Annotated in this window: 19 protein-coding genes and 5 tRNA genes; 3 read left to right on the forward strand and 21 right to left on the reverse strand. The window is 68.4% G+C overall.

The window, feature by feature from the left end; genetic code table 11:
• Window positions 1–324 precede the first annotated feature (324 nt).
• The 21 genes from rpoC to IDM46_RS09970 all read right to left on the reverse strand — a co-directional run bounded on the left by rpoC (window position 325) and on the right by IDM46_RS09970 (window position 21297).
• Window positions 325–4575 carry a DNA-directed RNA polymerase subunit beta' gene (rpoC, locus tag IDM46_RS09870; RefSeq protein ID WP_182825356.1) on the reverse strand — a complete coding sequence of 1417 codons (4251 nt, stop codon included), beginning with the start codon at window positions 4573–4575 and terminating at the stop codon, window positions 325–327.
• Between the two features lie 88 nt (window positions 4576–4663).
• The gene (rpoB, locus tag IDM46_RS09875) at window positions 4664–8818 is read right to left on the reverse strand and encodes a DNA-directed RNA polymerase subunit beta (RefSeq protein ID WP_185116120.1); all 4155 of its coding nucleotides are present in this window, start codon (window positions 8816–8818) and stop codon (window positions 4664–4666) included.
• A 228-nt stretch (window positions 8819–9046) separates the two neighbouring features.
• Window positions 9047–9418, reverse strand: coding sequence for a 50S ribosomal protein L7/L12 (gene rplL, locus IDM46_RS09880; protein WP_182825352.1), 372 nt, complete (start codon window positions 9416–9418; stop codon window positions 9047–9049).
• A 69-nt stretch (window positions 9419–9487) separates the two neighbouring features.
• Window positions 9488–10012 (reverse strand): 50S ribosomal protein L10, encoded by a 525-nt coding sequence (rplJ, locus tag IDM46_RS09885; RefSeq protein WP_182825350.1) that lies wholly within the window; start codon window positions 10010–10012, stop codon window positions 9488–9490.
• 345 nt (window positions 10013–10357) lie between these two features.
• A complete protein-coding gene (gene rplA, locus IDM46_RS09890; protein WP_182825348.1) occupies window positions 10358–11056 on the reverse strand; it encodes a 50S ribosomal protein L1 in 699 nt (232 codons plus the stop codon).
• Between the two features lie 4 nt (window positions 11057–11060).
• Entirely contained in the window at window positions 11061–11489 is a 429-nt protein-coding gene (rplK, locus tag IDM46_RS09895; protein ID WP_182825346.1) for a 50S ribosomal protein L11, read from the reverse strand.
• Between the two features lie 185 nt (window positions 11490–11674).
• On the reverse strand, window positions 11675–12232 hold the full coding sequence (nusG, locus tag IDM46_RS09900; protein WP_185116121.1) for a transcription termination/antitermination protein NusG: 558 nt from the start codon (window positions 12230–12232) through the stop codon (window positions 11675–11677).
• 34 nt (window positions 12233–12266) lie between these two features.
• Window positions 12267–12650, reverse strand: a complete 384-nt coding sequence (gene secE / locus IDM46_RS09905; protein ID WP_182825344.1) for a preprotein translocase subunit SecE — start codon at window positions 12648–12650, stop codon at window positions 12267–12269.
• A gap of 24 nt (window positions 12651–12674) precedes the next feature.
• Window positions 12675–12750, reverse strand: a tRNA-Trp gene (locus tag IDM46_RS09910).
• Window positions 12751–12846: 96 nt separating this feature from the next.
• A complete protein-coding gene (tuf, locus tag IDM46_RS09915; RefSeq protein ID WP_182825364.1) occupies window positions 12847–14037 on the reverse strand; it encodes an elongation factor Tu in 1191 nt (396 codons plus the stop codon).
• Between the two features lie 60 nt (window positions 14038–14097).
• Window positions 14098–14173, reverse strand: a tRNA-Thr gene (locus IDM46_RS09920).
• 44 nt (window positions 14174–14217) lie between these two features.
• Window positions 14218–14291 (reverse strand) — tRNA-Gly (locus tag IDM46_RS09925).
• A gap of 15 nt (window positions 14292–14306) precedes the next feature.
• Window positions 14307–14392: transfer RNA gene (locus tag IDM46_RS09930), tRNA-Tyr, on the reverse strand.
• 112 nt (window positions 14393–14504) lie between these two features.
• On the reverse strand, window positions 14505–15596 hold the full coding sequence (gene ychF, locus IDM46_RS09935; protein WP_182825216.1) for a redox-regulated ATPase YchF: 1092 nt from the start codon (window positions 15594–15596) through the stop codon (window positions 14505–14507).
• A 92-nt stretch (window positions 15597–15688) separates the two neighbouring features.
• The gene (pth, locus tag IDM46_RS09940) at window positions 15689–16285 is read right to left on the reverse strand and encodes an aminoacyl-tRNA hydrolase (RefSeq protein WP_182825214.1); all 597 of its coding nucleotides are present in this window, start codon (window positions 16283–16285) and stop codon (window positions 15689–15691) included.
• 51 nt (window positions 16286–16336) lie between these two features.
• On the reverse strand, window positions 16337–16987 hold the full coding sequence (locus IDM46_RS09945; protein ID WP_182825212.1) for a 50S ribosomal protein L25/general stress protein Ctc: 651 nt from the start codon (window positions 16985–16987) through the stop codon (window positions 16337–16339).
• A gap of 111 nt (window positions 16988–17098) precedes the next feature.
• On the reverse strand, window positions 17099–18061 hold the full coding sequence (locus tag IDM46_RS09950; RefSeq protein WP_182825210.1) for a ribose-phosphate diphosphokinase: 963 nt from the start codon (window positions 18059–18061) through the stop codon (window positions 17099–17101).
• Window positions 18062–18098: 37 nt separating this feature from the next.
• Window positions 18099–18175: transfer RNA gene (locus IDM46_RS09955), tRNA-Gln, on the reverse strand.
• A complete protein-coding gene (gene ispE, locus IDM46_RS09960) occupies window positions 18138–19040 on the reverse strand; it encodes a 4-(cytidine 5'-diphospho)-2-C-methyl-D-erythritol kinase (RefSeq protein ID WP_223877952.1) in 903 nt (300 codons plus the stop codon). The genes IDM46_RS09955 and ispE overlap by 38 nt, the downstream gene beginning before the upstream one ends.
• A complete protein-coding gene (lolB, locus tag IDM46_RS09965; protein WP_182825206.1) occupies window positions 19037–19687 on the reverse strand; it encodes a lipoprotein insertase outer membrane protein LolB in 651 nt (216 codons plus the stop codon). The genes ispE and lolB overlap by 4 nt, the downstream gene beginning before the upstream one ends.
• Complete coding sequence (locus IDM46_RS09970) at window positions 19684–21297, reverse strand: tetratricopeptide repeat protein (protein ID WP_185116071.1); 1614 nt, start codon at window positions 21295–21297, stop codon at window positions 19684–19686. Before IDM46_RS09970 ends, lolB begins: the two co-directional genes overlap by 4 nt.
• A gap of 156 nt (window positions 21298–21453) precedes the next feature.
• On the opposite strand from IDM46_RS09970, the gene hemA reads away from it, so the two are divergent.
• Genes hemA through IDM46_RS09985 form a run of 3 tightly spaced genes read left to right on the forward strand, consistent with a single transcriptional unit; the run spans window position 21454 to window position 25592 of the window.
• Window positions 21454–22788 carry a glutamyl-tRNA reductase gene (hemA, locus tag IDM46_RS09975; protein ID WP_182825203.1) on the forward strand — a complete coding sequence of 445 codons (1335 nt, stop codon included), beginning with the start codon at window positions 21454–21456 and terminating at the stop codon, window positions 22786–22788.
• Window positions 22766–23854, forward strand: coding sequence for a peptide chain release factor 1 (prfA, locus tag IDM46_RS09980; protein ID WP_185115598.1), 1089 nt, complete (start codon window positions 22766–22768; stop codon window positions 23852–23854). The genes hemA and prfA overlap by 23 nt, the downstream gene beginning before the upstream one ends.
• A gap of 16 nt (window positions 23855–23870) precedes the next feature.
• Window positions 23871–25592 carry a UDP-N-acetylglucosamine-peptide N-acetylglucosaminyltransferase gene (locus IDM46_RS09985; RefSeq protein ID WP_223877954.1) on the forward strand — a complete coding sequence of 574 codons (1722 nt, stop codon included), beginning with the start codon at window positions 23871–23873 and terminating at the stop codon, window positions 25590–25592.
• Window positions 25593–25597: the final 5 nt, after the last annotated feature.

Genomic DNA, 25597 nt, shown 5'->3' on the forward strand with positions numbered 1-25597 from the left:
TCTGGGCACGGGGCCCGCGGTGTGTGTGGCGGGCCTGGGCCCGGCTCTGGTGACAAGGACCTTGGGCCCTTGCCGGCCGCACGGTCCAGGTTCCGTGCGCGAAAACAAAGGCAGGCGGAATGATCCAGCCTGCCAGACGGAAAAGTATAGCGTGCGCCGACGGCCAGCGTCAACGCAGCATACGACCCGCCATGCGCGCCCCGACTCGGGCGCGACCATGGCCGCGATCTCTTTCCCGCCCATCCTGGGCCGAACACGAAGCGCCTCCATGGCACCTCATTTCGGGATCTGGGACGGCCCCGAGGGGCCGTCACTAACTTGGTATCAGCCTTCGTCGCCCTCGCCCGCCGCTTCCGCGGCGGCCGGAGCCTCGATCATCACTGCGGGTTCCGCGGCAACCTCGGCCACGGTCCCCCCGGACAGCGCTTCCATTTCGGAGTCGGTCAGGCCGGAGGCGTTCTTGCGGCGCTGCGTATGGTACGCCAGGCCGGTGCCCGCCGGGATCAGGCGGCCGACGATGACGTTTTCCTTCAGGCCGCGCAGGCTGTCGCGGGTACCGCGGACGGCAGCCTCGGTCAGCACGCGGGTGGTTTCCTGGAAGGACGCCGCGGAGATGAACGACTCGGTCGCCAGCGACGCCTTGGTGATGCCGAGCAGCACCGGATCGTAGCGCACCGGCAACTGGCCCTTGGCATTGAGCTTGATGTTGTCCTCGATCACGCGCTGGCGCTCGGCCTGCTCGCCATTGAGGAAACGGCTGTCACCGGCGTCGGTGATCTCGACCTTGCGCAGCATCTGGCGGACGATCACCTCGATGTGCTTGTCGTTGATCTTCACGCCCTGCAAGCGATAGACGTCCTGGATTTCCTTGGTCAGGTACGACGCAAGTTCCTCGACGCCCTTGAGGCGCAGGATGTCCTGCGGGCTCGGCTCGCCGTCCACCACGGTCTCGCCCTTCTCGACGTGCTCGCCTTCGAACACGATGATCTGGCGGTACTTCGGGATCAGCTCCTCGTGATCGTCACCGTCGGCGCCCTTGATGATCAGGCGCTGCTTGCCCTTGGTGTCCTTGCCGAAGCTCACCACGCCCGACTTCTCGGCGAGGATCGCCGGGTCCTTGGGCTTGCGGGCTTCGAACAGGTCGGCCACGCGCGGCAGGCCGCCGGTGATGTCGCGGGTCTTGGACGCTTCCTGCGGGATCTTCGCCACCACGTCGCCCACGCCGACGGACGCGCCGTCCTGCATGTTGACGATCGAGCGCGGCGGGAGCATGTACTGCGCCGGCAGGTCGGTGTTCGGGATGCTGAGGTCCTTGCCGGTCTTCTCGTCGACGATGCGGATGATCGGGCGCAGGTCCTTGCCCTGCGAGCCGCGACGCTTCGGATCGGTGATCTCGCGCGAGGCGAGGCCGGTCAGGTCGTCGGTCTTCTCGATCACGGTGACGCCGTCGATGAAGTCGACGAAGCGCATCACGCCCTTCACTTCCGACACGATCGGGTGGTTATGCGGGTCCCAGTTGGCGACCGTCTGCCCAGCCTTGACAGCCTGCGTGTCCTTGACGTGGATGGTCGCGCCGTACGGGAGCTTGTAACGCTCGCGCTCGCGGCCGTGGGCGTCGAGGATCGACAGCTCGCCGGAGCGCGACACCGCCACCAGGTGGCCCTTGTCGTGCTGGACCGACTTGATGTTGTTGAACTTGACCGAGCCGGTGGTCTTGACCGTCACGTTGTCGATCGCCGCGGCACGCGACGCGGCGCCACCGATGTGGAACGTACGCATGGTCAGCTGGGTGCCGGGCTCGCCGATGGACTGCGCGGCGACCACGCCGACCGCCTCACCGTGGTTCACCTGGTGGCCGCGGCCAAGGTCGCGGCCGTAGCACAGCGCGCAGACACCGAACGAGGACTCGCAGGTGATGGTGGAGCGGACCTGGATGGTCTGCACGCCGTCGTCCTCGAGCTTCTGCACCCAGGCTTCGTCGAGCAGCGTGTTGCGGGTCACCACCGGCTCGTCGTCGTTGCCCGGCAGGAACACATCCTCGGCAACCACGCGACCCAGCACCCGATCCTTCAGCGGCTCGACCACGTCGCCGCCTTCCACGATCGGGGTCATGGTCAGGCCGTCGCGGGTGCCGCAGTCGGTTTCGGTGATCACCACGTCCTGTGCCACGTCGACCAGGCGACGGGTCAGGTAACCGGAGTTCGCGGTCTTCAGCGCGGTATCCGCGAGGCCCTTGCGGGCACCGTGGGTCGAGATGAAGTACTGCTGGACGTTCAGGCCCTCGCGGAAGTTCGAGGTGATCGGGGTCTCGATAATCGAGCCGTCGGGCTTGGCCATCAGGCCGCGCATGCCGGCCAGTTGGCGGATCTGCGCCTGCGAACCACGCGCGCCGGAGTCGGCCATGATGTAGACGGAGTTCATCGACTTCTGCGGGACCTGCTCGCCCTTGGCGTTGGTCACGGTCTCGGTGCCGATGGCCTCCATCATCGCCTTGGCGACGCGCTCGTTCGTGCGCGACCAGATGTCGACGACCTTGTTGTAGCGTTCGCCCGCGGTGACCAGGCCGGACTGGTACTGCTGCTGGATTTCCAGCACCTCGCCCTCGGCCTCGTCGAGGATGCCCTTCTTCTCGGGCGGGATGATCATGTCGTCGATGCCGATGGAGACGCCGGCGCGCGTGGCGTACGCAAAGCCGGTGTACATCAGGCGGTCGGCGAACACCACCGTGTCCTTCAGGCCCAGCATGCGGTAGCAGGTGTTGATCAGGCGGCTGATGTTCTTCTTGTTCAGCTCGGTGTTGGCCAGCGCGAACGGCAGGCCTTCCGGCAGGATTTCCGCCAGCAAGGCGCGACCGACCGTGGTCTCCACGATCGACGCGCCGGTCGTGCGGCCACCTTCTTCGTCGATCACGGTTTCGGAGATGCGCACCTTCACCTTGGCATGCAGGCCGGCGACCTTGGCGTCGTAGGCGCGCTTGACCTCGGAGACGTTGGCGAACGCCATGCCTTCGCCCGGGGTGTTTTCCAGCGCGCGGGTCATGTAGTACAGACCGAGCACGACGTCCTGCGACGGCACGATGATCGGCTCGCCGTTGGCCGGCGACAGGATGTTGTTGGACGACATCATCAGCGCGCGCGCTTCCAGCTGGGCTTCCAGCGAGAGCGGCACGTGGACGGCCATCTGGTCACCGTCGAAGTCGGCGTTGAACGCGGTGCAGACCAGCGGGTGCAGCTGGATGGCCTTGCCCTCGATCAGCACCGGCTCGAACGCCTGGATGCCCAGGCGGTGCAGGGTCGGCGCGCGGTTCAGCAGCACCGGATGCTCGCGGATCACCTCTTCGAGGATGTCCCACACCTCGGCCTCTTCGCGCTCGACGAGCTTCTTGGCGGCCTTGATGGTGGTGGCCAGGCCACGGCGCTGCAGCTTGGCGAAGATGAAGGGCTTGAACAGCTCGAGCGCCATCTTCTTCGGCAGGCCGCACTGGTGCAGCTTCAGGTACGGGCCGACCACGATGACCGAACGGCCCGAGTAGTCGACGCGCTTGCCGAGCAGGTTCTGGCGGAAGCGACCCTGCTTGCCCTTGATCATGTCGGCCAGCGACTTGAGCGGGCGCTTGTTGGTGCCGGTGATGGCGCGGCCGCGACGGCCGTTGTCCATCAGCGCGTCAACCGACTCCTGCAGCATGCGCTTCTCGTTGCGCACGATGATGTCGGGCGCGTTGAGCTCCAGCAGGCGGCGCAGGCGGTTGTTGCGGTTGATGACGCGGCGATACAGGTCGTTGAGGTCGGAGGTCGCGAAGCGGCCGCCATCCAGGGGAACGAGCGGACGCAGGTCCGGCGGCAGCACCGGCAGCACGGTCATGACCATCCACTCGGGGCGGTTGCCCGACTCGAGGAAAGCCTCGACCAGCTTGATGCGCTTGGTGAGGCGCTTGAGCTTGGTCTCGGAACCGGTGGCGGCGATGTCCTCGCGCAGCTGGACCATCTGCGCCTGAAGGTCGATCGTGCGCAGCAGGTCGAACACGGCCTCGGCGCCCATGGCGGCGTCGAAGTCGTCGCCGTGCTCCTGGCGCATCTGCATGTACTGCTCTTCGTTGAGCAGCTGGCCACGCTCCATCGGGGTCAGGCCCGGCTCGGTGACCACGAACGCCTCGAAATACAGGATGCGTTCGATGTCACGCAGGGTCATGTCCAGCATCAGGCCGATGCGCGAGGGCAGCGACTTGAGGAACCAGATGTGCGCGGTCGGGCTGGCCAGGTCGATGTGGCCCATGCGCTCGCGGCGCACCTTGGCCAGCGTCACTTCGGTGCCGCACTTCTCGCACACCACGCCGCGGTGCTTCATGCGCTTGTACTTGCCGCACAGGCACTCGTAGTCCTTGATCGGGCCGAAGATGGCCGAACAGAACAGGCCGTCACGCTCCGGCTTGAAGGTGCGGTAGTTGATGGTCTCGGGCTTCTTGACCTCGCCGAACGACCACGAACGGATCAGGTCGGGAGAGGCCAGCGCGATCTTGATCGCGTCGAAGTCGAGCGCCGGGCGCTGCTGGTTGAACAGGTTCAGAAGGTCTTTCATGTGTTTCTCCGGGATCGGGAATCGAGGACGGGGCTGCGGTGCTTGCGGGTGCGGGGCGCGTCAGGCGCGCCCTGCCCCGGCTGCGTCCTCAGTTCTCTTCCAGCTCCATGTTGATCGCGAGCGAGCGGATTTCCTTGACCAGCACGTTGAAGGACTCGGGCATGCCCGCGACCATCTCGTGTTCGCCGTCGACGATGTTCTTGTACATCTGGTTGCGGCCCTGCACGTCGTCCGACTTGACCGTCAGCATTTCCTGCAGCGTGTATGCCGCGCCGTAGGCTTCCAGCGCCCAGACCTCCATCTCGCCGAAGCGCTGGCCGCCGAACTGCGCCTTGCCGCCAAGCGGCTGCTGGGTGACGAGCGAGTACGGACCGGTCGAACGCGCGTGCATCTTGTCGTCGACCAGATGGTTGAGCTTCAGCATGTGCATGTAGCCCACGGTCACCTTGCGCTCGAAGGCGTCGCCCGTGCGGCCGTCGTACAGCTGCGCCTGGCCGTTGGTTGGCAGGTCGGCAAGCGTCAGCATCGCCTTGATCTCGGACTCGTCCGCGCCATCGAACACCGGGGTGGCCATCGGCACACCGTCGGTCAGGTTCTGCGCCAGCACCAGCAGTTCTTCGTCGCTGAACTGCGTGAGGTCGACGCGCTGGCCGTGCAGCTTGTCGTCGTGGTTGTAGATCTGGTCGAGGAACTTGCGCAGCTCGGTGATCTTGGCCTGCGCCTGCAGCATGCGGTCGATCTTCTGGCCCAGGCCCTTCGCGGCCCAGCCGAGGTGGACTTCGAGGATCTGGCCGATGTTCATGCGGCTCGGCACGCCCAGCGGGTTCAGCACGATGTCGACGGTCTGGCCATCGGCCATGTACGGCATGTCCTGCACCGGGACGATGGTGGACACCACGCCCTTGTTGCCGTGGCGGCCGGCCATCTTGTCGCCCGGCTGGATGCGGCGCTTCACGGCCAGGTAGACCTTGACCATCTTCAGCACGCCCGGGGCGAGGTCGTCACCCTGGGTGATCTTGCCGCGCTTGTCCTGGAAGCGGCGCTCGAACTCCTTCTCGTGGACCTCGAGCTGCTTCTGCGCGCGCTCGATCGCGTCGGCCGCATCGTCGTCCTTCATGCGCAGCTGCAGCCACTCGGCCTTGCGGATGCCGTCGAGCACCAGCGAGGAGACCGTGTCGCCCTTCTTCACGCCGGGGCCGCCGTTGGCGACCTTGCCGAGCAGCTGGTCGCGCAGGCGCGCGTAGATCGCGCCTTCAAGGATGCGGAACTGGTCGTCAAAGTCCTTCTTGACGCTCTTGATCTCGTTTTCCTCGATCTGGCGCGCGCGCTTGTCCTTCTCGATGCCGTCACGGGTGAAGACCTGCACATCGATGACGGTGCCGTCCATGCCGGGCGGCACGCGCAGCGAGCTGTCCTTAACGTCGGAGGCCTTCTCGCCGAAGATCGCGCGCAGCAGCTTCTCTTCCGGGGTGAGCTGGCTCTCGCCCTTCGGCGTGACCTTGCCCACCAGGATGTCGCCGGCACGCACCTCGGCGCCGATGTACACCACGCCCGACTCGTCGAGGCGGTTCAGCGCCTGCTCGGAGACGTTCGGGATGTCGGCGGAGATCTCCTCCGGCCCGAGCTTGGTGTCACGCGCGACCGCGGTGAGCTCTTCGATGTGGATCGTGGTGTAGCGATCCTCCTCGACCACGCGCTCGGAGAGCAGGATCGAGTCCTCGAAGTTGTAGCCGTTCCACGGCATGAACGCGACCAGCATGTTCTGGCCGAGCGCGAGCTCGCCGATGTCGGTCGAGGGACCGTCGGCCAGCACGTCGCCGCGGGCGACCACGTCGCCGACGTTGACCAGCGGAGTCTGGTTGATGCAGGTGTTCTGGTTGGAGCGCGTGTACTTGATCAGGTTGTAGATGTCGACGCCGGCATCGGTCTCGCCGGAAATCTCGTCCTCGTTGACCTTGACCACGATGCGGCCGGCATCGATCTGCTCGATCACGCCGCCACGGCGCGCGTTCACCGTCACGCCCGAGTCGCGCGCCACGGCGCGCTCGATGCCGGTGCCGACCAGCGGCTTCTGGCTGCGCAGCGTGGGCACGGCCTGGCGCTGCATGTTGGCGCCCATCAACGCGCGGTTCGCGTCGTCGTGCTCGAGGAACGGCACCAGCGCCGCCGCGACCGACACGGTCTGCATCGGCGAGACGTCCATGTAGTGGATCTCGCTCGGCGGCTTGAGCAGGTTCTCGCCCTGGAAGCGGCAGGCGACGAACTGCGCGGTCAGCACGCCGTTCTCGTCCTGCGGCGCGCTCACCTGGGCAATGACGTACTCGTTTTCCTCGATCGCCGACAGGTACTCGACGTCGTCGGTGACCTTGCCATCCACCACCTTGCGGTACGGCGTCTCGAGGAAGCCGTAATGGTTGGTGCGGGCGAACACGGCCAGCGAGTTGATCAGGCCGATGTTGGGGCCTTCGGGCGTTTCGATGGTGCAGACGCGGCCGTAATGCGTGGGGTGCACGTCGCGCACCTCGAAGCCGGCGCGCTCGCGGGTCAGGCCGCCCGGGCCAAGCGCCGACACGCGGCGCTTGTGGGTGACTTCCGAAAGCGGGTTGTTCTGGTCCATGAACTGCGACAGCTGCGACGAACCGAAGAACTCCTTCACCGCCGCCGCGACCGGCTTGGCGTTGATCAGTTCCTGCGGGGTCAGGCCGTCGTTCTCGGCCATCGTCAGGCGCTCGCGCACGGCGCGTTCCACGCGCACCAGGCCGACGCGGAACACGTTCTCGGCCATTTCGCCGACCGAGCGCACGCGACGGTTGCCGAGGTGGTCGATGTCATCGACGGTGCCGCGGCCGTTGCGGATCTCGGTGAGCACCTTGACCACGTCGAGGATGTCGGACATGTCGCCGAACTGTTCGCGCAGGCGCACGGAGTCTTCGTCCTTGCGCTCGGCGAAGTAACGCGCGTCGTACAGCACCGGCGCGCCGATGGTTTCCTTGCGGCCGATGCGGCGGTTGAACTTCATGCGGCCGACCGACGACAGGTCGTAGCGCTCGAAGGTGAAGAACAGGTTGTGGAAGAGGTTCTGCGCGGCATCCTTGGTCGGCGGCTCGCCGGGACGCATCATGCGGTAGATCTCGACCAGTGCCTCGAGCTGCGTCTTGGTGCCGTCGATGCGCAGCGTGTTGGACATGTACGGGCCACGGTCCAGGTCGTTGACCCAGATGGTGCCCACCGCCTCGACGCCGGCCTTGCGCAGGCCTTCCAGCATCTCGTCGGTGATCTCGTCGTTGGCGCTGGCGATCAGCTCGCCGGTGGCGGCATCGATCACGTCATGCGACAGGATGCGGCCGACCAGGTAGCTGTCCGGCACGGCCAGGGCTTCGATGCCCGAATCGGTGAGCTGCTTGACGTGGCGCGCGGTGATGCGCTTGCCCGCCTCGACGATGACGCGGTCGCCATCGGCCAGGTCGAAATCGAGCGTCTCGCCGCGCAGGCGGTCGGCGACCAGCGCCAGCTGCACGCCTTCCTCGGGATCGATGTGGAACGTGTCGATCTCGAAGAACTCGTTGAGCATTTCTTCGTTGTTGTAGCCGAGCGCGCGCAGCAGCACGGACACCGGCAGCTTTCGGCGGCGGTCGATGCGGGTGAACAGCGCGTCCTTCGGGTCGAACTCGAAGTCGAGCCAGGAACCGCGGTACGGGATGATGCGGGCGCTGTACAGCAGCTTGCCCGAGCTGTGGGTCTTGCCACGGTCGTGGTCGAAGAACACGCCCGGCGAACGGTGGAGCTGGGAGACGATGACGCGCTCGGTGCCGTTGACGATGAAGGTGCCGTTGTCGGTCATGAGCGGGATCTCGCCCATGTAGACCTCCTGCTCCTTCACGTACTTGATGGCCTTGTTCGACGACTCGCGGTCGTAGATCACCAGGCGCACGGTCACGCGCAGCGGGGCGCCGTAGCTGAGGCCGCGGTTGCGGCACTCGCGCTCGTCGAACACCGGGCTGCCGAGCTTGTAGCCGACATACTCCAGCGCTGCATAACCGTTGTAGCTGACGATCGGGAACACCGACTTCAGCGCGGCATGGAGGCCGCGGTCGTCGCGGCGGGCCGGATCCACGTCGGCCTGCAGGAATTCGCGGTACGAATCGACCTGGATCGCGAGCAGGAACGGGACCTCGAGGATCGAACGGCGCTTGCCGAAGTCCTTGCGGATGCGCTTCTTCTCGGTGAACGAATACGTCGTCATGGGGCTACCGCCTTGGGCATCTGCGGGGCGCGCGTCCGCGCCCCTGGGGGAATCGAAGTGAATCGCCAGTTGGAAGTCGCTGGTATTGCCGGCACCAGCACGCCTTCTGCTGCTACTTCCAACTACCGACTCGATGTCGGGGTTTTTTACTTGCTACAACGGCCGAAGGCCGGGGGCTTTCGCCCCCAGCCCCGGTGGTCGCCCATCACGCAGGCGACGCAACAACGCTTACTTGACTTCGACCGTGGCGCCGGCCGTTTCCAGGTCCTTCTTGATCTTCGCGGCTTCGTCCTTCGAAGCGCTGTCCTTGACCACGCCACCGGCTTCGGTCAGGTCCTTCGCTTCCTTCAGGCCGAGGCCGGTGATCGCGCGGACCACCTTGATCACTTCGACCTTCTTCTCGCCGGGCGACTTGAGGGTCACGGTGAACTCGGTCTGCTCTTCGACCGGGGCGGCGGCGGCGGCCGGACCGGCGGCAGCCGCCACCGGGGCGGCGGCGGACACGCCGAACTTCTCTTCCATCGCCTTGACCAGCTCCATCACCTCGATGAGGGTCTTGCTGCTGATCGCTTCGATGATCTGCTCGTTGGAAAGGGACATCTCTATACCTCTGTTATCTAAGTTGGAAAACGTCTGGGGTCAGTTGTCGTGACCGAACGATTGGGTGCCTCAAGCCGCCTTTTGCTGGCCGACCGCGCTCGTGGCGCGGGCAACCTGCGTGGCCGGCTCGGCCAGTACGCGCACCAGCATGGTGGCGGGCTGGACCATGACGCTGAGCAGCATCGACAGGGCCTGGTCGCGGGTGGGCAGTGCAGCCAGGACGTCCACGTGGGACCCCGGGTACATCTGTCCGCCCATCGCCACCAGGCGCGGCTTCAGCTTGTCGTTCGCCTTGGCGAACTCCTTGATCAGGCGTCCTGCGGCGCCGGGGTCTTCCTGCGAGAAGGCAAACAGCAGCGGACCGGTCAGCTCGTCCTTGACGACGGCGTAATCGGTATCCTCCACCGCGCGCGAGACCAGCGTGTTCTTGGCAACTTTCAAGAACACGCCTTCCAGGCGCGCTTTCTTCCGCATGTTGGTCAATTGCTCGACCGTCAGACCCGCGTACTCCGCGGCAACCAGCGAGTGCGCCTTGGAGGCGACCTCGGCCAGTTCGGCAACGACTTCCTTCTTCTGGTTCAGATTGAGAGCCATTGCACTCCTCCGTACATCGAATTCCGTCCTGGCGAATCCTCGCCGGGACGGTACTGGGGCGACGCCAGTCCCTTGGCGCCGGGAACGCCGCGAGCGGCGTTCCGGTGGTGGCCGTTTTCCAGCAGATCGTGAAGCATTGATCTTGAGGAGGGTCGGCAACCATCTGCGCAGGCCCGTCCCCGCTCGCGCGGTTCGAGGATTAAGCGCCCTGTGCGGGCAACGACGGCGATTCCATGCCAGTTCGAGCATCCATGCCCGTCGTCATTGCCGCGCAGGCCGCGCCTGCGGTCTTTGACGGCTCCGCCCCGGGCCTGGGCCCTGGGCGACGCCCTCAAAACTTGCTGATTACTTGAGCGAGAGCGACGACGCGTCGACCGCGACGCCCGGGCCCATGGTGGAGCTCACCGAAATCTTCTGCAGGTACTGGCCCTTGGCGGTGGCCGGCTTGGCCTTCACCAGGTCGGCCAGCAGCGCCTGCAGGTTTTCCTTCAGGCGGTCCGCGTCGAAATCGGCCTTGCCGATGGTGCAGTGGATGATGCCGGCCTTGTCGGTGCGGTAGCGCACCTGGCCGCCCTTGGCGTTCTTCACGGCTTCGCCCGGATTCGGGGACACCGTGCCGACCTTGGGGTTGGGCATCAGGCCACGCGGACCGAGCAGCGTGCCGAGCTTGCCGACCACGCGCATCGCATCCGGGGTGGCGATGACGACGTCATAGCTGAGGTCGCCCGCCTGCATCTTCTCGGCCAGGTCGTCCATGCCAACCGCGTCCGCACCGGCGGCCAGGGCTTCTTCGGCCTTGGCGCCCGCCGGGGCAAACACCGCCACGCGCACGCTCTTGCCGGTACCGCCCGGCAGCACGGTGGAACCGCGCACCTGCTGGTCCGACTTGCGCGCGTCCACGCCGAGGCGGACGGCAACGTCCACGGCCTCGACGAACTTGGACTTGCTGTTGTCCTTGACGATCTTCAGCGCTTCATCGATCGGGTAGATCTTGCCCGGGACGACTGCCGCCTTGGCCGCCTTCTGTCGCTTGGTCTCTGCCATGGTCTCAGCCCTCCACCGACAAGCCCATCGAACGGGCGGAGCCCGTGATGGTGCGTACTGCAGCTTCCAGATCGGCCGCCGTCAGGTCGGCTTCCTTCGCCTTGGCGATCTCTTCGATCTGCGCGCGGGTCACCTTGCCCACCTTCTCGGTGTTCGGGCGCTTGGAACCCGAGGTCACGCCCGCCGCCTTCTTGAGCAGCACGGCAGCCGGGGTGCTCTTGGTGATGAAGGTGAACGTGCGATCCGAGTACGCGGTGATGATCACGGGAGTCGGGAGACCCGGCTCGAGCTTCTGCGTGGCGGCATTGAACGCCTTGCAGAATTCCATGATGTTCAGGCCGCGCTGGCCCAGGGCCGGGCCGACGGGCGGCGACGGATTCGCCTGGCCTGCCTTGACCTGCAGTTTGATGTAACCGACTACTTTCTTTGCCATGTTGCTCTCCGGGTGCGAACGCCGTTCAGGCTCCCCATCGGGCCGGGAATACGCACGCGTCCCGGCATCGCGTTGTCTGGTGCGCGAAAGGCCGCCCATCCGGCGGCCAGTGCGTTTGCCCGCCAGTGGCGGGCAGGAAGCCGCGTACTATAGCAGCTTCCGGGGCGCCGGCACAGGGCCGGCGATCAGGCCTTTTCGACCTGCCCGAACTCGAGCTCCACCGGGGTGGACCGGCCGAAGATCAGCACCGCCACGCGCAGGCGGCTCTTCTCGTAATTGACTTCCTCGACCACGCCATTGAAGTCGTTGAACGGGCCGTCGGTGACGCGGACCATCTGGCCGGCCTCGAACAGCACCTTCGGGCGCGGCTTCTCCACGCCTTCCTGGACGCGGGCGAGGATGGCATCGGCCTCGTCGTCGCGGATCGGCAGCGGGTTGGCGGCGGTTCCGCCGATGAAACCCATGACCTTGGGCGTTTCCTTCACCAGGTGCCAGCTCTCGCTGTCGATGCGCGGGATGCCGCCCTCGTCGTGGGTGGCGATCTGCACCAGCACGTAACCCGGGAAGAACTTGCGCTCGGAGCGGCGCTTCTGCCCGGCGCGCATCTCGATCACTTCCTCGGTGGGCACCATCACGTCGCCGAACTTGTCTTCCATCTCAAGGCGGGCAATGCGGTCGCGCAGCGCCTGGGCCACCGCCTTCTCGAAGCCGGAATAGGCGTGGACCACGTACCAGCGCTTGATGACTTCGGTTTCCATATGACTTAGACAGCCTTTATCAATTGCCGAGCAGCAGGCGGATCACCCACTGGATGACCAGGTCGAAGCCGGCGAGCAGCAGGCTGATGATGACCACCACCAGCATGACCACCCACGTCATGCGCATGGCCTCCTGGCGCGTCGGCCAGACCACCTTGCGCAGCTCGAAGCGGGCCTCGGACAGGAACTCCCGCAACTGCAGGCCCTTGGCGCTGGTCAGGAACACCACCAGGCCGGAGGCGACGCCAGCGACAACCGCCAGCACGCGCAGCGGCGTGGGCCACTGCCCATCGAACCAATAGAACGCCACCAGACCGGCGACAACCAGCAGTCCAGCTATGACGTACTTGGCCACATCGCCAGCCGAAGACTGGTTCCGCGAATGATCGACCCTGCTGTTCAAGTCGTTACTGCCCTCGTTGCGGCATGGCACGCCAGGAGGGACTCGAACCCCCAACCTGCGGTTTTGGAGACCGCTGCTCTGCCAATTGAGCTACTGGCGTGTAAATCGAAAAATTGGCCTTCCTGAGACGCCAACGGCGAGCCGTTACCGACTCGCCCCGGCACGTACCACGGCGGCCTTGGCCGCCGGGATACGACTACTTGATGATCTTGGCGACCACGCCGGCGCCGACCGTACGGCCACCTTCGCGGATCGCGAAGCGCAGGCCGTCGTCCATCGCCACCGGGTTGATCAGCGTGACCACCATCTTCACGTTGTCGCCCGGCATCACCATCTCGACACCCTCCGGCAGCTCGCAGGCGCCGGTGATGTCGGTGGTGCGGAAGTAGAACTGCGGGCGGTAGCCCTTGAAGAACGGCGTATGACGGCCACCCTCGTCCTTGGACAGCACGTACACCTCGGCCTCGAACTCGGTGTGCGGCTTGATCGAACCCGGCTTGCACAGCACCTGGCCGCGCTCCACGTCGTCACGCTTGGTGCCGCGCAGCAAGAGGCCCGCGTTGTCGCCCGCCTGGCCCTGGTCGAGCAGCTTGCGGAACATCTCGACGCCGGTGACGGTGGTCTTGACGGTCGGACGGATGCCGACGATCTCGATTTCCTCGCCCACCTTGATGATGCCGCGCTCGATGCGGCCGGTCACCACCGTGCCGCGGCCCGAGATCGAGAACACGTCCTCGACCGGCATCAGGAACGGCTTGTCCACGTCGCGCTCGGGCTCCGGGATCCAGGTGTCCAGCGCCTCGACCAGCTTCACGATCGCCGGCACGCCGATGTCCGACTGGTCGCCTTCCAGCGCCTTCAGCGCCGAACCCTGGATGATCGGGGTGTCGTCGCCGGGGAAGTCGTACTTCGACAGCAGCTCGCGCACTTCCATCTCGACGAGCTCCATCAGCTCGGCGTCGTCGACCATGTCGGCCTTGTTCAGGAACACCACGATGTACGGCACGCCCACCTGGCGCGCCAGCAGGATGTGCTCGCGCGTCTGCGGCATCGGGCCGTCGGCGGCCGAACACACCAGGATCGCGCCGTCCATCTGCGCGGCACCGGTGATCATGTTCTTGACGTAGTCGGCGTGACCCGGGCAATCGACGTGCGCGTAGTGGCGGTTCGGCGATTCGTACTCGACGTGCGAGGTCGAAATGGTGATGCCGCGCGCCTTCTCTTCCGGCGCCTTGTCGATCGCGTCGTAGGCGTGGAATTCGCCGCCGAAGCGTTCCGCACCGATCTTCGTCAGCGCCGCCGTCAGCGTCGTCTTGCCGTGGTCGACGTGACCGATCGTGCCCACGTTCACGTGGGGCTTGGTGCGCTCGAACTTACCCTTGGCCATGATTGCGTATCTCGCTGAACTGTTGGATGGAGTGCCGCGCGGTGGCCGCGGCCTTGAACATGGTGCTCACGAATGGAATCGAACCATCGACCTCCTCCTTACCAAGGAGGTGCTCTACCGACTGAGCTACGTGAGCGTAAATTGTGTCCTGGCGCCTGGAGTGCAATGGCAGGCCCGCGATGGAGCGGGAGACGGGAATCGAACCCGCACCATCAGCTTGGAAGGCTGAGGTTCTACCGTTGAACTACTCCCGCGCCGGGAACCGCACTTGGTGGAGGGAGGTGGATTCGAACCACCGAAGGCGTAAGCCAGCAGATTTACAGTCTGCCCCCGTTGGCCGCTTGGGTATCCCTCCGGCAAGTAATGAACCGGTGAAAACAGCCCGCGATTTTGACGCCCCCCACTCCTGCTGTCAACGCCTGTGCGCGTTTTCCCGCAACAAGAATAGCCGAAGCCGCCTTTCGCGGTCAGACGTTGAAGCGGAAATGCAGCACGTCGCCTTCGCGGACGCGGTATTCCTTGCCTTCCAGGCGCAGGCGGCCGGCCTCGCGGGCCCCGGCTTCGCCCTTGTACTTGATGAAGTCGTCGTAGCCGATGGTCTCGGCGCGGATGAACCCCTTCTCGAAATCGGTGTGGATGACCGCGGCGGCCTGCGGGGCAGTCGAGCCACCCTTCACGGTCCAGGCGCGCACTTCCTTGACGCCCGCGGTGAAGTAGGTCTGCAGGCCCAGCAGCGTGTACGCCGCGCGGATCACGCGGTTCAGGCCCGGCTCCTCGAGCCCCAGGTCGGTGAGGAACGCATCGCGGTCCTCGTCCTCGAGCTGCGACAGCTCCTCCTCGATCGCCGCCGAGACCGGCACCACCTCGGCACCCTCCCCGGCCGCGCGCGCGCGCACCGCATCCAGGTGGTGGTTGTCGGTAAAGCCGTCCTCGAGCACGTTGGCCACGTACATCACCGGCTTGAGCGTCAGCAGGAACAGATCGCGTACGGCAGCGTGGTCATCCTCGGACAGGTCCAGCGCGCGTGCCGGCTTGCCGCTGTCGAGCGCCTCGCGCACCCGCGCCAGCACCTCGACGCGCACCTTGGCGTCCTTGTCACCGGTCTTGGCCGAGCGCTCGGCCCGCTGCAGGGCCTTTTCCACCGATTCCAGGTCGGCCAGCGCCAGCTCGGTGTCGATGGTCTCGATGTCGGCGATCGGGTCCACCTTGTTGTTGACGTGGATGACGTCCGTGTTCTCGAAGCAGCGCACCACGTGGCAGATCGCGTCGACCTCGCGGATGTGCGCCAGGAACTTGTTGCCCAGGCCCTCGCCGCTGGCCGCGCCCGCCACCAGGCCCGCGATGTCGACGAACTCGACCGCGGTCGGAATGCACTTCTGCGGCTTGACGATCTCCGACAACGCATTCAGGCGCGGATCCGGCACCGGCACCACGCCGACGTTGGGCTCGATGGTGCAGAACGGAAAATTGGCCGCGGCGATACCCGCCTTGGTCAGCGCATTGAACAGGGTCGACTTGCCGACGTTGGGCAGGCCGACGATGCCGCATTTGATGCCCATGGGTCCGGGACTCGTGAAACGGGAGGCGGGAGCCGTCGGATGGCCCGGCGGCTCCCGCATCGCGTCTCGGCAATGCGCCTTGTGGCCGGCCGTCAGCCGTCCGCGCCTGCCGGCGCCGCGGTATGCAGCCGCTTCATGGCTTCGTTGACATCGCCGGCGACCGCCAGCGGCAGCACGTCGATGGCGTCGTCGAGCGCGCGTTCGATGAGGATATCGTCGACCGCGGTGGCGCGGCCCAGGACCCAGCCGGTCACGCGGTCCTTGTGGCCGGGGTGGCCGATGCCGATGCGCAGGCGGTGGAACCGTCCGTGCCCGAGCAGGCGCATGGTGTCGCGCAGCCCGTTCTGGCCGCCGTGGCCGCCATCGAACTTCAGCCGCGCGGTGCCCGGCGGCAGGTCCAGCTCATCGTGCGCCAGCAGCGCCTGCTCCGGCTCGATCTTCCAGAACTGCAGCGCGGCCAGTACCGACTTGCCACTCAGGTTCATGAAGGTGGCGGGCTTCAGCAGCCACACGTCGCGGCCGCCGACCTGCACCCTGGCGGTCTCGCCAAAGAGCTTGCCGTCGACCCTGAAGCGCTCGCCGGCCCGCCCGGCGAGCCGGTCGACAAGACGGAACCCGGCATTGTGCCGGTCCCGCGCATGCTCCGGGCCGGGGTTGCCCAGCCCGACGATGAGTCGAAGCCCGTCCATCGCGGGGCCGCCCACCGGCGCACCCGCAAGGGCTGCGCCGGTGGAGCGGGGTCAGCCTTCCTTGCCCGGCAGTTCCTGCTTGGCGGCGGGAACCTCGGCGGTCGGCTCGACGTCGGCTTCCACTTCCTCGCGGACGTGGCGTGCGACGGCGACGGCCGGGTTATGGCCTTCGTCGATCTTCTGCGCGGGCGTGACGCCCTCGGGGAACGTGACGTCCGACAGGTGCACGGTGTCGCCGACCTCCATGCTGGCCAGGTCGACCTCGATGAACTCGGGGAGCTTGCCCGGCAGGCAGCTGACTTCGATCTCGTTGAGTTCCTGGGTCAGCACCACGCCCGCGGTCTTGCCGGCCACCGAGGTGTCGGCGTTGATCAGGTGCAGCGGCACGTTGAAGCGGATCGCCTCGTTCTCGTTCACGCGCTGGAAGTCGATGTGCATGATCTGCTGCTTGAACGGGTGGCGCTGCATGTCACGCAACAGCACGCGCTCGACCTTGCCGTCGACCTCGAGGTCGAGGATCGACGAGTAGAACCAGTCGTGCTGGCTGGCAACCCAGGTCTTTTCCTGCTGGAGCTGGATGCTCCGCGGGGCGGCATCGCCGCCGTAGATGATGGCCGGCAGGCTGCCCGCGCGACGCAGGCGGCGGCTCGCACCCTTCCCCTCGTCCTTGCGGCCGGTTGCCGAAATCGTGTGCTGTGTCATTGGATGTCTACTCGTTTGCATGGTTGGCCCGCCTCGCGGCGGAAATGTTGACTCCCCCGCGACCAGGGGAGCCGGTTGGAACACGACCGGGGCCGGGGCGGCAGTGCCGCCTCAGTCCACGTAGAGGGAACTCACCGACTCGCCGAAGGCGATGCGGCGGATGGTCTCGGCCAGCAGCTCGGCCACGCTGAGCTGGCGGATGCGCCCACAGCCGCGGGCGGCATCGGAAAGCGGAATGGTATCAGTGACCACCAGCTCGTCGAGCTGGGACCGGTTCAGGTTGTCGATCGCCGCCCCCGAGAGCACCGGATGCGTGCAGTACGCGACCACCTTGGTGGCGCCCTGCGCCTTCAGCGCGGCGGCGGCGGCGCACAGGGTGCCCGCGGTGTCGACGATGTCGTCCACCAGCACGCAGGTCTTGCCCTGCACGTCGCCGATGATGTTCATCACCGTGGCGACGTTGGCCTTCGGACGGCGCTTGTCGATGATCGCGAGATCCGCGTCATCGAGGCGCTTGGCCAGCGCGCGGGCACGCACCACGCCGCCGACGTCGGGGCTGACCACCACCATGTTGTCGGTGCCGTGCGCGCGCCAGATGTCGGCCAGCAGCAGCGGCGAGGCATAGACGTTGTCGACCGGGATGTCGAAGAAGCCCTGGATCTGGTCGGCGTGCAGGTCGATCGTGAGCAGGCCGTCGGCACCCGCCACGGTGAACATCTTGGCGGCGAGCTTGGCGGTGATCGGCACCCGCGAGGAGCGCATGCGGCGGTCCTGGCGCGCGTAGCCGAAGTACGGCACCACGGCGGTGATGCTGGCGGTGGATGCGCGCTTGAGCGCGTCGATCAGCGCCATCAGCTCCATGAAGTGCTCGGCGGTCGGGGCGCAGGTGGACTGCACCACGAACACGTCCTGGCGGCGCACGTTTTCCTCGATCTCGACCTGCACCTCGCCATCCGAGAAGGTCGACACCAGGGCCTTGCCCGGACGCACCCCGAGCTCGCGGCACACGGCCTGGGCGAGCGGGCGGTTGGCATTGCCTGAGAAGATCAGCAGGTTGCCATCTTCCTTTTTCACGGGACGTCTCCGCTGCACGCTGGTTTCGACTGGGGAATGGCAGGGGCGGTAGGATTCGAACCTACGAATGCCAGGATCAAAACCTGGTGCCTTGGGCCTCTTGGCGACGCCCCTGCAGAGGCCACGCCGCAAGTGCATCCAGCAGCGGCGACCGCGCGGCGCCGGGAACCACCCAGGCCTTGAGGCATGGCGGCAATCCGGCGAGCGCAGCCTCGGCGAGTGCGCGCTCGGCGAACTCGACGAAACAGCCGCTGCCCGTCCCGGTAAGCCGTGGCGTGCCGACGCGCGAAAGCGCCTGGAACGCGGCTTCAACGGCCGGTTCGAGGCGACGCAGCACCGGCTCGAACGCATTGCCGAGCGGAACACTTGAAGCGAAGTCGGCCATTGTCGCGGCGCGGGCATCCCTCGTCAATTCAGGGGCCTGGAACAGCGCGGCGGTGGCCACGTGCACGCCGGGGTCGACCAGCAGGTACCAGGCCGGCGGCAGCGCCAGCGGCACGAGGCGTTCGCCGACGCCTTCCGCCCAGGCGTTCGCGCCGTGCACGAACACGGGCACGTCGGCACCCATGCCAACCCCGAGTGCCGCCAGCGCGTCGCGGCCGAGGCCAAGCCCCCAGAGCCGGTCCAGGGCGACCAGCACGGTCGCCGCGTCGGATGACCCGCCGCCGAAGCCACCGCCAGCCGGAATGTGTTTTTCGACGCGGATATCTGCTCCAAGCTCGCATTTCGCCGACTTTTGCAGAAGTTCTGCGGCGCGCAGGCTGAGGTCCGCGGATTCGGGGACCGCAGCCAGATCCATTCCGCAGCGGACGATCCGGCCGTCGGCGCGGGGCCGCAGGTGGACGGTGTCGCCCCAGTCCAGCAGGCGGAACACGGTCTGCAACTCGTGGTAACCGTCGGTGCGGCGCCCGGTGATGCGCAGGAACAGGTTCAGCTTGGCCGGCGCCGGCCACGCCGACCAGCCGTACGCGGCGGTCACGGTGCGATCCCGCCCCACTGGTCGATGACCAGCCGCACGTCGGCACCACCGCGGCGCGCCTCGATGCGCCGCGGCAGCGGCGGCGTGATGGTGTCGCCCTCGTGCCAGGCGCGGAATTCGATGACCCAGCCGTCCTGCTGCAGCCGCGCGGGAAGCAGGTCGGCACCGAAGGCGAGCGTGGCCGGCCCGTGGCGGGCCTCGTCGGCGCGGGCACCGCGCAGCCAGGCACCAAGGGCGGCCATCGGCACCTCGAGCCCGGTGGCTTCGTACAGCAGCTGGCTGCCATCCGGCCCCTCGCGCGGGCCGCCGTCCAGCCCCTCCAGGCGCGCGCCGGACCCGCTGGATGACAGCCGCCAGCCTTGGCGGGTGACCGGGGCAGACAGCTCGACGCGGTAACCGGCACCATCCTGCTGCCAGTCGATGCGGCCGTTGCCTCCCTTGCCATCGCGGGTGATGGCGGCGCGGCCGCTCAGGGTCCAGGCCGGAGTGCCGGCCAGTCGCGCCTCGCGGGCCACCTGCCCGTCCATGGCCGCCGCAACGGCAGCCGGGGCCAGCACCGGGAGGGGCGCGGACGCCGGCCCGCGCGTCGCGCACGCGCCCAGCAAGGCCATGGCGGCCAGCACCAGCAGCACCCTCGCCGGACTCATGACGCGGTCTTCTCCAGCGCCCGCTTGAGGGCGCGGTTGTCCGGATCGATGGCGCGCGCCTCCTCCAGGTAGCGGCGCGCCTCGTCACGGCGGCCCAGGACCCACAGCACTTCGCCGAGGTGCGCGGCGATCTCGGCGTCCTTTTCCAGCACGTAGGCGCGGCGCAGCTCGACCACCGCCTCCTCGTTGCGGCCAAGCCGGTAGAGCACCCAGCCGTAGCTGTCGATGATGGCGGCATTGCCCGGCTCGGCGACGCGCGCGCGCTCGATCAGCTCCAGCGCCTCGTCGTAGCGCGCGGTGCGGTCGGCAAGCGTGTAGCCCAGGGCGTTGAGCGCGGCCGTGCTGTCCGGATCGGCCAGCAGGATGCGGCGCAGGTCGGCCTCGGCGCGGGCGATATCGTCGCGCCGCTCCCACATCAGCGCGCGCGCGTAGAGCAGCGCGGCATCGTCGACGAATGCCGCCAGCCCCCGGGCATAGGCGTCGAGTTCGGCATCCCCGCCGCCATCCTCGCGGCGCAGCTCGGCCTCCATCACGTAGGCATCGCGGCGGTAGTCGGCATCGGCGACGCCATCCTGCTGCAGGCGCGAGAGCTCGGCGTAGGCCTCGTCGGCCTTGCCCAGGTCGTGGAGCACCTTCGGGATCCGCAACTGCGCCAGCCAGCGCTGCTCGCCGCCGGGCACGCTGCGGTACCAGTCGAGCGCCTCGGCCGGAAGCTCCAGGTATTCGGCCAGTTGGCCAAGCAGCAGGCGTCGCGGCGGGTTCGGGGCCTCGGCGTCGGCCTTGAGGACGTCATACAGCCGGCCCAGCCCGTCCTTGTCCTCGGCCTGCGCCAGCAGGGACGCACGCAGCGCGAGCCAGCGCAGTTCCGGTGGCCCGCTTTCCAGCAACCGCGCACCGTCGGCGGGCGCACCCACTTCGGCATAGGCCAGGGCGATGTTCTCGCGCATGCGCGGGTGCGCGGTGACACCGGGCTGCGCCGCGATCTCGTCGAGCACCGCCTTCGCCTCCACGCTGCGGCCGGTCTGGTGCAGGTGGCGGCTGCGGACCAGGGCGGTGAGCGGGTCGTCGGGGAACGCGACGCGCGCGACACCGTCGATGCGCTCGAACAGGGCCTGGTCGCCCAGCCCGAGCGCCAGTTCGCCGGCACCGGCGAGGGCCAGCGACTCACGCGGGATCGCGCCGCGATCGAACAGCTCGCCGAGCACCTCGGCCGACAGGGCCTGGTCACTGCTGCCGGTGCCCAGCACCGACATCGCGGTGAGCAGGCCTTCGCGGCCATCCTCGCGCAGCAGCGACTCGAGCTCGCGGCGGGCGGCCCGGCTCTTGCCGGTGCGCAACGCCAGGGTGGCGGCGGCGCCCTTCATGCCCGCCGATTCCGGGGCGCGCTGGCGCCACAGGCCCAGCGCATCGGCCAGCGCGGCGTTGTCGCGCCCCATCAACGCGTAGCGGGTGGCGCGCGCGGCGAGTTCGGCATCGTCGGGCAGCGCGCGAGCCGCCTCCAGGTACCAGGCCGTGCCTTCATCCAGGCGCCCGGCCGAAACGGCGAATTCCGCCGCCAGCACCGCCTCGAGCGGATCGCGCGCCGTGGTGTCGCGCGCCTGCGCGGCCATGGCGCCGGCCAGCAACAGCACGGCCGCGAGCAGCGTGCCGGACCGCCGCGGGCGACCGCGCGCGAGGTGGCGAACGCCGTTGTCGGACGCGGAGGCTGCCGGCGACGTAAAATAGCGACCTGTCATGCCAGCAGCTTATCGCAAGCACATGAACCGATGAGGCTGATTGCCGTCGGTCTCAACCACCAGACCGCGCCGCTCCAGCTGCGCGAACGGGTGGCCTTTGCCGGCGATCGGCTGGACGGCGCGCTGGCGGAACTGCGCAGGCTGCCGGCCGTGAAGGAGGTGGCGCTGCTCTCCACCTGCAACCGCACCGAGCTTTACGCGGTGACCGATGACGAAGGCCGCGCGCTGGTGAACTGGCTGGCCAACCACCCCGACGACGCCATGGGCGATGCCGCCGGCCTGCACGCCTACCTGTACCACCACGCTGGCGACGCCGCGGCGCGCCACCTGTTCCGCGTCGCCACCGGCCTGGACTCGATGGTGCTCGGCGAGCCGCAGATCCTCGGCCAGGTGAAGCAGGCCTGGTCCAGCGCGCGCAGCGCCGGCACGCTCGGCGGCCACCTCGACCGCCTGTTCCAGCACGCGTTCGTGACCGCCAAGCGCGCGCGCACCGAGACCCGCATCGGCAACAGCCCGGTGTCGATGGCCTCGATGGCGGTGCGCCTGGCCCAGGAGAGCTTCGCGCGGCCGGAGGATTCCGTGGTGCTGCTGGTCGGCGCCGGCGAAACCATCGAACTGGCGGCGCGCCACCTCGCCCAGGCCAACGTGAAGCAGCTGCTGGTCGCCAACCGCACCTTCCGCCACGCCGAGGAGCTGGCCGCGCGCCACGGCGGCGTGGCCCTGCCGCTGGACGAACTCGACCGCCACCTGTTCCTCGCCGACATCGTGTTCTCGGCCACCGCCAGCCGCACCCCGGTGATCCGCCGCGAGCATGTCGCAGCGGCCCTGGCTGCGCGCAGGAACCGGCCGATGCTGCTGGTCGACCTTGCCGTGCCGCGCGACATCGAGCCGTCCGTCGCCGAGCTCCGCGACACCTACCTGTACACCGTGGACGACCTGGAGCGCGCGGTCGAGGACAACCGGCGCAGCCGCCGCGAGGCCGCCGATGCCGCCGAGTCGATCATCGACCTGCAGGTGTCGCGTTATGCCGAACTGCTGGCCACCAACGCGCGCAGCGCGCCGCTGCGGCGCCTGCGCGCGCATGGCGAAGCGGCGCGCAGCGAAGCGCTGGCCAGGGCGCGGCAGCAGCTCGCGGCCGGCCAGTCGCCCGAGGCCACGCTCGAATTCCTGGCCCATGCGCTGACCAACCGCCTGCTGCATGCACCCACGGCCGCGCTGCGCGAAGCGGCCGCCAGCGGCGACGACGTGCTGCTGCGCGCGGTGGAACGCATGCTGCCTGACCATCCCGCCGGCGACGGCGCGCTGCCCGTCCCCGGCAGCGCCCGCGCACATGACGACGACGATGCTCCCATCCCTGCGCCGTAAGCTCGAGGCGCTGGCCGAGCGTCGCGACGAACTCGAACGCCTGCTGTCCGATCCGGCCGCCGCCAGCGACCAGGCGCGCTACCGCGCGTGGTCGCGCGAGTTCGCGAGCCTGGCGCCGCTGTCCAGCGCGCTTGCCGATGAAGCCCGCGCCCGCGCCGACCTCGCCGCCGCACAGGCGCTGCGCGACGACCCCGAGCTGCGCGAGATGGCCGACGAGGAAGTCACCGCCGCCAGCGCGCGCCTCGCCGAACTGGACGCGGCGCTGATGGCGCTGCTGGTGCCGCGCGACGCGCGCGACGACGGCGGCATCTACCTGGAGGTCCGCGCCGGCACCGGCGGCGACGAGGCGGCGATCTTCGCCGGCGACCTGTTCCGCCTGTACAGCCGCTACGCCGAGCGCCAAGGCTGGCGGGTCGAAGTTGAATCCGCCAACGCCGGCGAGCACGGCGGCTTCCGCGAAGTGGTGGCGCGCATCGAGGGCGCCGGCGCCTACGCGCGCCTGAAGTTCGAGTCCGGCACACACCGCGTGCAGCGCGTGCCCGAAACAGAGTCGCAGGGTCGCATCCACACCTCGGCGGCGACCGTCGCGATCATCCCGGTGGAGGACGAAAGCGAGCCGATCGAGATCAACCCCGCCGACCTCCGCGTGGACACCTTCCGCTCCTCCGGCGCCGGCGGCCAGCACGTCAACAAGACCGACTCGGCGATCCGCATCACCCACCTGCCTTCCGGCGTGGTGGTGGAGTCGCAGACCGAACGCTCGCAGCACGCCAACCGCGACAAGGCCATGAAGCGGCTGAAGGCGATGCTGGCCGATGCCGAAGCCGCGCGCCGCGCCGCCGCCACCGCCCAGTCGCGCAAGCTGCAGGTGGGCAGTGGCGACCGCAGCCAGCGCATCCGCACCTACAACTTCCCGCAGGGCCGCATCACCGACCATCGCGTCGACGGCCTGACCCTGTATGACCTGCCAGCGGTGATGGAAGGCGCGCTCGACCCGCTGGTCGACCGCCTGCTGCAGGAACACCAGGCCGACGAACTGGCACGCCTGACGGAGCACTCGGCGTGACAGGCGGATCCGGCGCGTGAGCGCAGCAGGTGACCCCCGCGGCGAAGCGCGCCGCGCCACGACGCTGGCCCCACGCGACGCCATGGCCTGGATCCTGCTGTCGGATGCGGAGCTCGATGCCGGCGACGGCGTGGCCGGCGAGGCAGCCGCGCAACGCGCCCTCGCCCTGGCGCCCGGGCACCCGGAAGCCCTGGCGCGGCTGGGCCGCGCGCAGTGGCTGCTCGGCCGCCGCCGCGAGGCCGCCGACAGCCTCGGGCAGGCCGCCCGCGCGGCACCGGGGCACCCCGGCATCGCGCTGTGGCACGGACACGCGCTGGAGGACGTGGGCGAGGCGGAAGCCGCGGCCGACGCCTATGCGCGCGCGCATGTGCTGGTGCCGGGCGCGGCGCAGATCGCGGCCCACCTGCTGGCCCTGCGCCGTCGCCTGTGCGACTGGCGCGGGCTGGACGCGCTGTCGGCGCAGGTGCGATCGGCGGTGACGCGCAGCGAAGCGGCGGTCGAACCGTTCGCCTTCCTGAGCGAGGACGCTGACGCGCTCGAGCAGCTGCGCTGTGCGCGGCTGAGCGCGGCGCAGGTGGCCCGCAGCGTGCGCCCGCTGCCGCCGCGCGCGATCGCCGGCGATGGCCCGCTGCGGATCGGCTTCCTGTCCAACGGATTCGGCGCGCATCCCACGGGACTGCTGACCGTGGCCTTCCTCGAAGCGCTGCGCGCGGAGGTGGGCGTCGAGGCGCACCTGTTCGCGCTCAACCCCGATGACGGCAGCGCGGTGCGCCAACGGCTCGAGGCCGCGACCACCCTGCATGACGTTGCCGCCCTGCCCCATGCGGAGATCGCGATGCGCATCCGGGGCGTCGGCATCGACGTGCTGCACGACCTGCGCGGCTGGGGCGGCGGCGGCACGCCGGCCGTGCTGGCGATGCGCCCGGCGCCGCTGCAGGTCAACTGGCTCGCCTATCCGGGCAGCTCGGGCGCGCCGTGGATCGACTACGTGCTCGCCGACGGCTTCGTGCTGCCGCCGGCGCTGGAGGCGGGCTTCTCCGAGGCGGTCGCGCGGCTGCCGCGCTGCTTCCAGCCGTCCGACACCCGACGCGCGCCGGCCCCGCCGCCGTCGCGCGCGGAGTGCGGCCTGCCGGCCGACGGCGTGGTGTTCTGCTCCTTCAACAACAGCTACAAGCTCAATCCGTCCAGCTTCGCGCGCGCGATGGCGGTGTTGCGCAACGTCCCCGGCAGCGTGCTCTGGCTGCTGTCGGCGCCCGGCCGCGGCGACGGGCGCCTGCGCGCCGCCGCGCAGGCTGCCGGCGTGGACCCGGCGCGGCTGGTGTTCATGGCCAAGCAGCCGCAGGCCATCTATCTCGCGCGGCTGCAGCTCGCCGACCTGTTCCTCGACAGCAACCCCTACGGCGCCCACACCACGGCCTCGGACGCGCTGTGGGCCGGTTGCCCGGTGCTCACCCGGCCGGGTCACACCTTCGCCGCGCGCGTCGCCGGCAGCCTCAACCACCACCTCGGGCTGGGCGAACTCAATGCCGCCGACGACGCGGCCTTCGTCGCGCTGGCCACCGCGCTCGGCAGCGATCGCGCGCGCCTGCAGGCGCTGCGCGCACGGCTGCACGGCCTGCGGCAGGCGTCGGGACTGTTCGACATGGCGGCGTTCGCGCGTGACTTCGCCGCCATGGCGCAGGCCATGGCCGACCGCCAGCGCCGCGGACTGCCTCCGGCGACGCTCCAGGCACGGTAGGCTCG

Origin of the sequence: Luteimonas sp. MC1825 (genome assembly GCF_014764385.1) — a bacterium.
Classification (GTDB): domain Bacteria; phylum Pseudomonadota; class Gammaproteobacteria; order Xanthomonadales; family Xanthomonadaceae; genus Luteimonas.

Bases quoted from the DNA above. Each gene is read 5' to 3' on its own strand.
- rpoC (WP_182825356.1), bottom strand. From the start codon at position 4,575: ATGAAAGACCTTCTGAACCTGTTCAACCAGCAGCGCCCGGCGCTCGAC.
- rpoB (WP_185116120.1), bottom strand. From the start codon at position 8,818: ATGACGACGTATTCGTTCACCGAGAAGAAGCGCATCCGCAAGGACTTC.
- rplL (WP_182825352.1), bottom strand. From the start codon at position 9,418: ATGTCCCTTTCCAACGAGCAGATCATCGAAGCGATCAGCAGCAAGACC.
- rplJ (WP_182825350.1), bottom strand. From the start codon at position 10,012: ATGGCTCTCAATCTGAACCAGAAGAAGGAAGTCGTTGCCGAACTGGCC.
- rplA (WP_182825348.1), bottom strand. From the start codon at position 11,056: ATGGCAGAGACCAAGCGACAGAAGGCGGCCAAGGCGGCAGTCGTCCCG.
- rplK (WP_182825346.1), bottom strand. From the start codon at position 11,489: ATGGCAAAGAAAGTAGTCGGTTACATCAAACTGCAGGTCAAGGCAGGC.
- tuf (WP_182825364.1), bottom strand. From the start codon at position 14,037: ATGGCCAAGGGTAAGTTCGAGCGCACCAAGCCCCACGTGAACGTGGGC.
- ychF (WP_182825216.1), bottom strand. From the start codon at position 15,596: ATGGGCATCAAATGCGGCATCGTCGGCCTGCCCAACGTCGGCAAGTCG.
- pth (WP_182825214.1), bottom strand. From the start codon at position 16,285: ATGGACGGGCTTCGACTCATCGTCGGGCTGGGCAACCCCGGCCCGGAG.
- IDM46_RS09945 (WP_182825212.1), bottom strand. From the start codon at position 16,987: ATGACACAGCACACGATTTCGGCAACCGGCCGCAAGGACGAGGGGAAG.
- lolB (WP_182825206.1), bottom strand. From the start codon at position 19,687: ATGAGTCCGGCGAGGGTGCTGCTGGTGCTGGCCGCCATGGCCTTGCTG.
- IDM46_RS09970 (WP_185116071.1), bottom strand. From the start codon at position 21,297: ATGGCCGCGCAGGCGCGCGACACCACGGCGCGCGATCCGCTCGAGGCG.
- hemA (WP_182825203.1), top strand. From the start codon at position 21,454: ATGAGGCTGATTGCCGTCGGTCTCAACCACCAGACCGCGCCGCTCCAG.
- prfA (WP_185115598.1), top strand. From the start codon at position 22,766: ATGCTCCCATCCCTGCGCCGTAAGCTCGAGGCGCTGGCCGAGCGTCGC.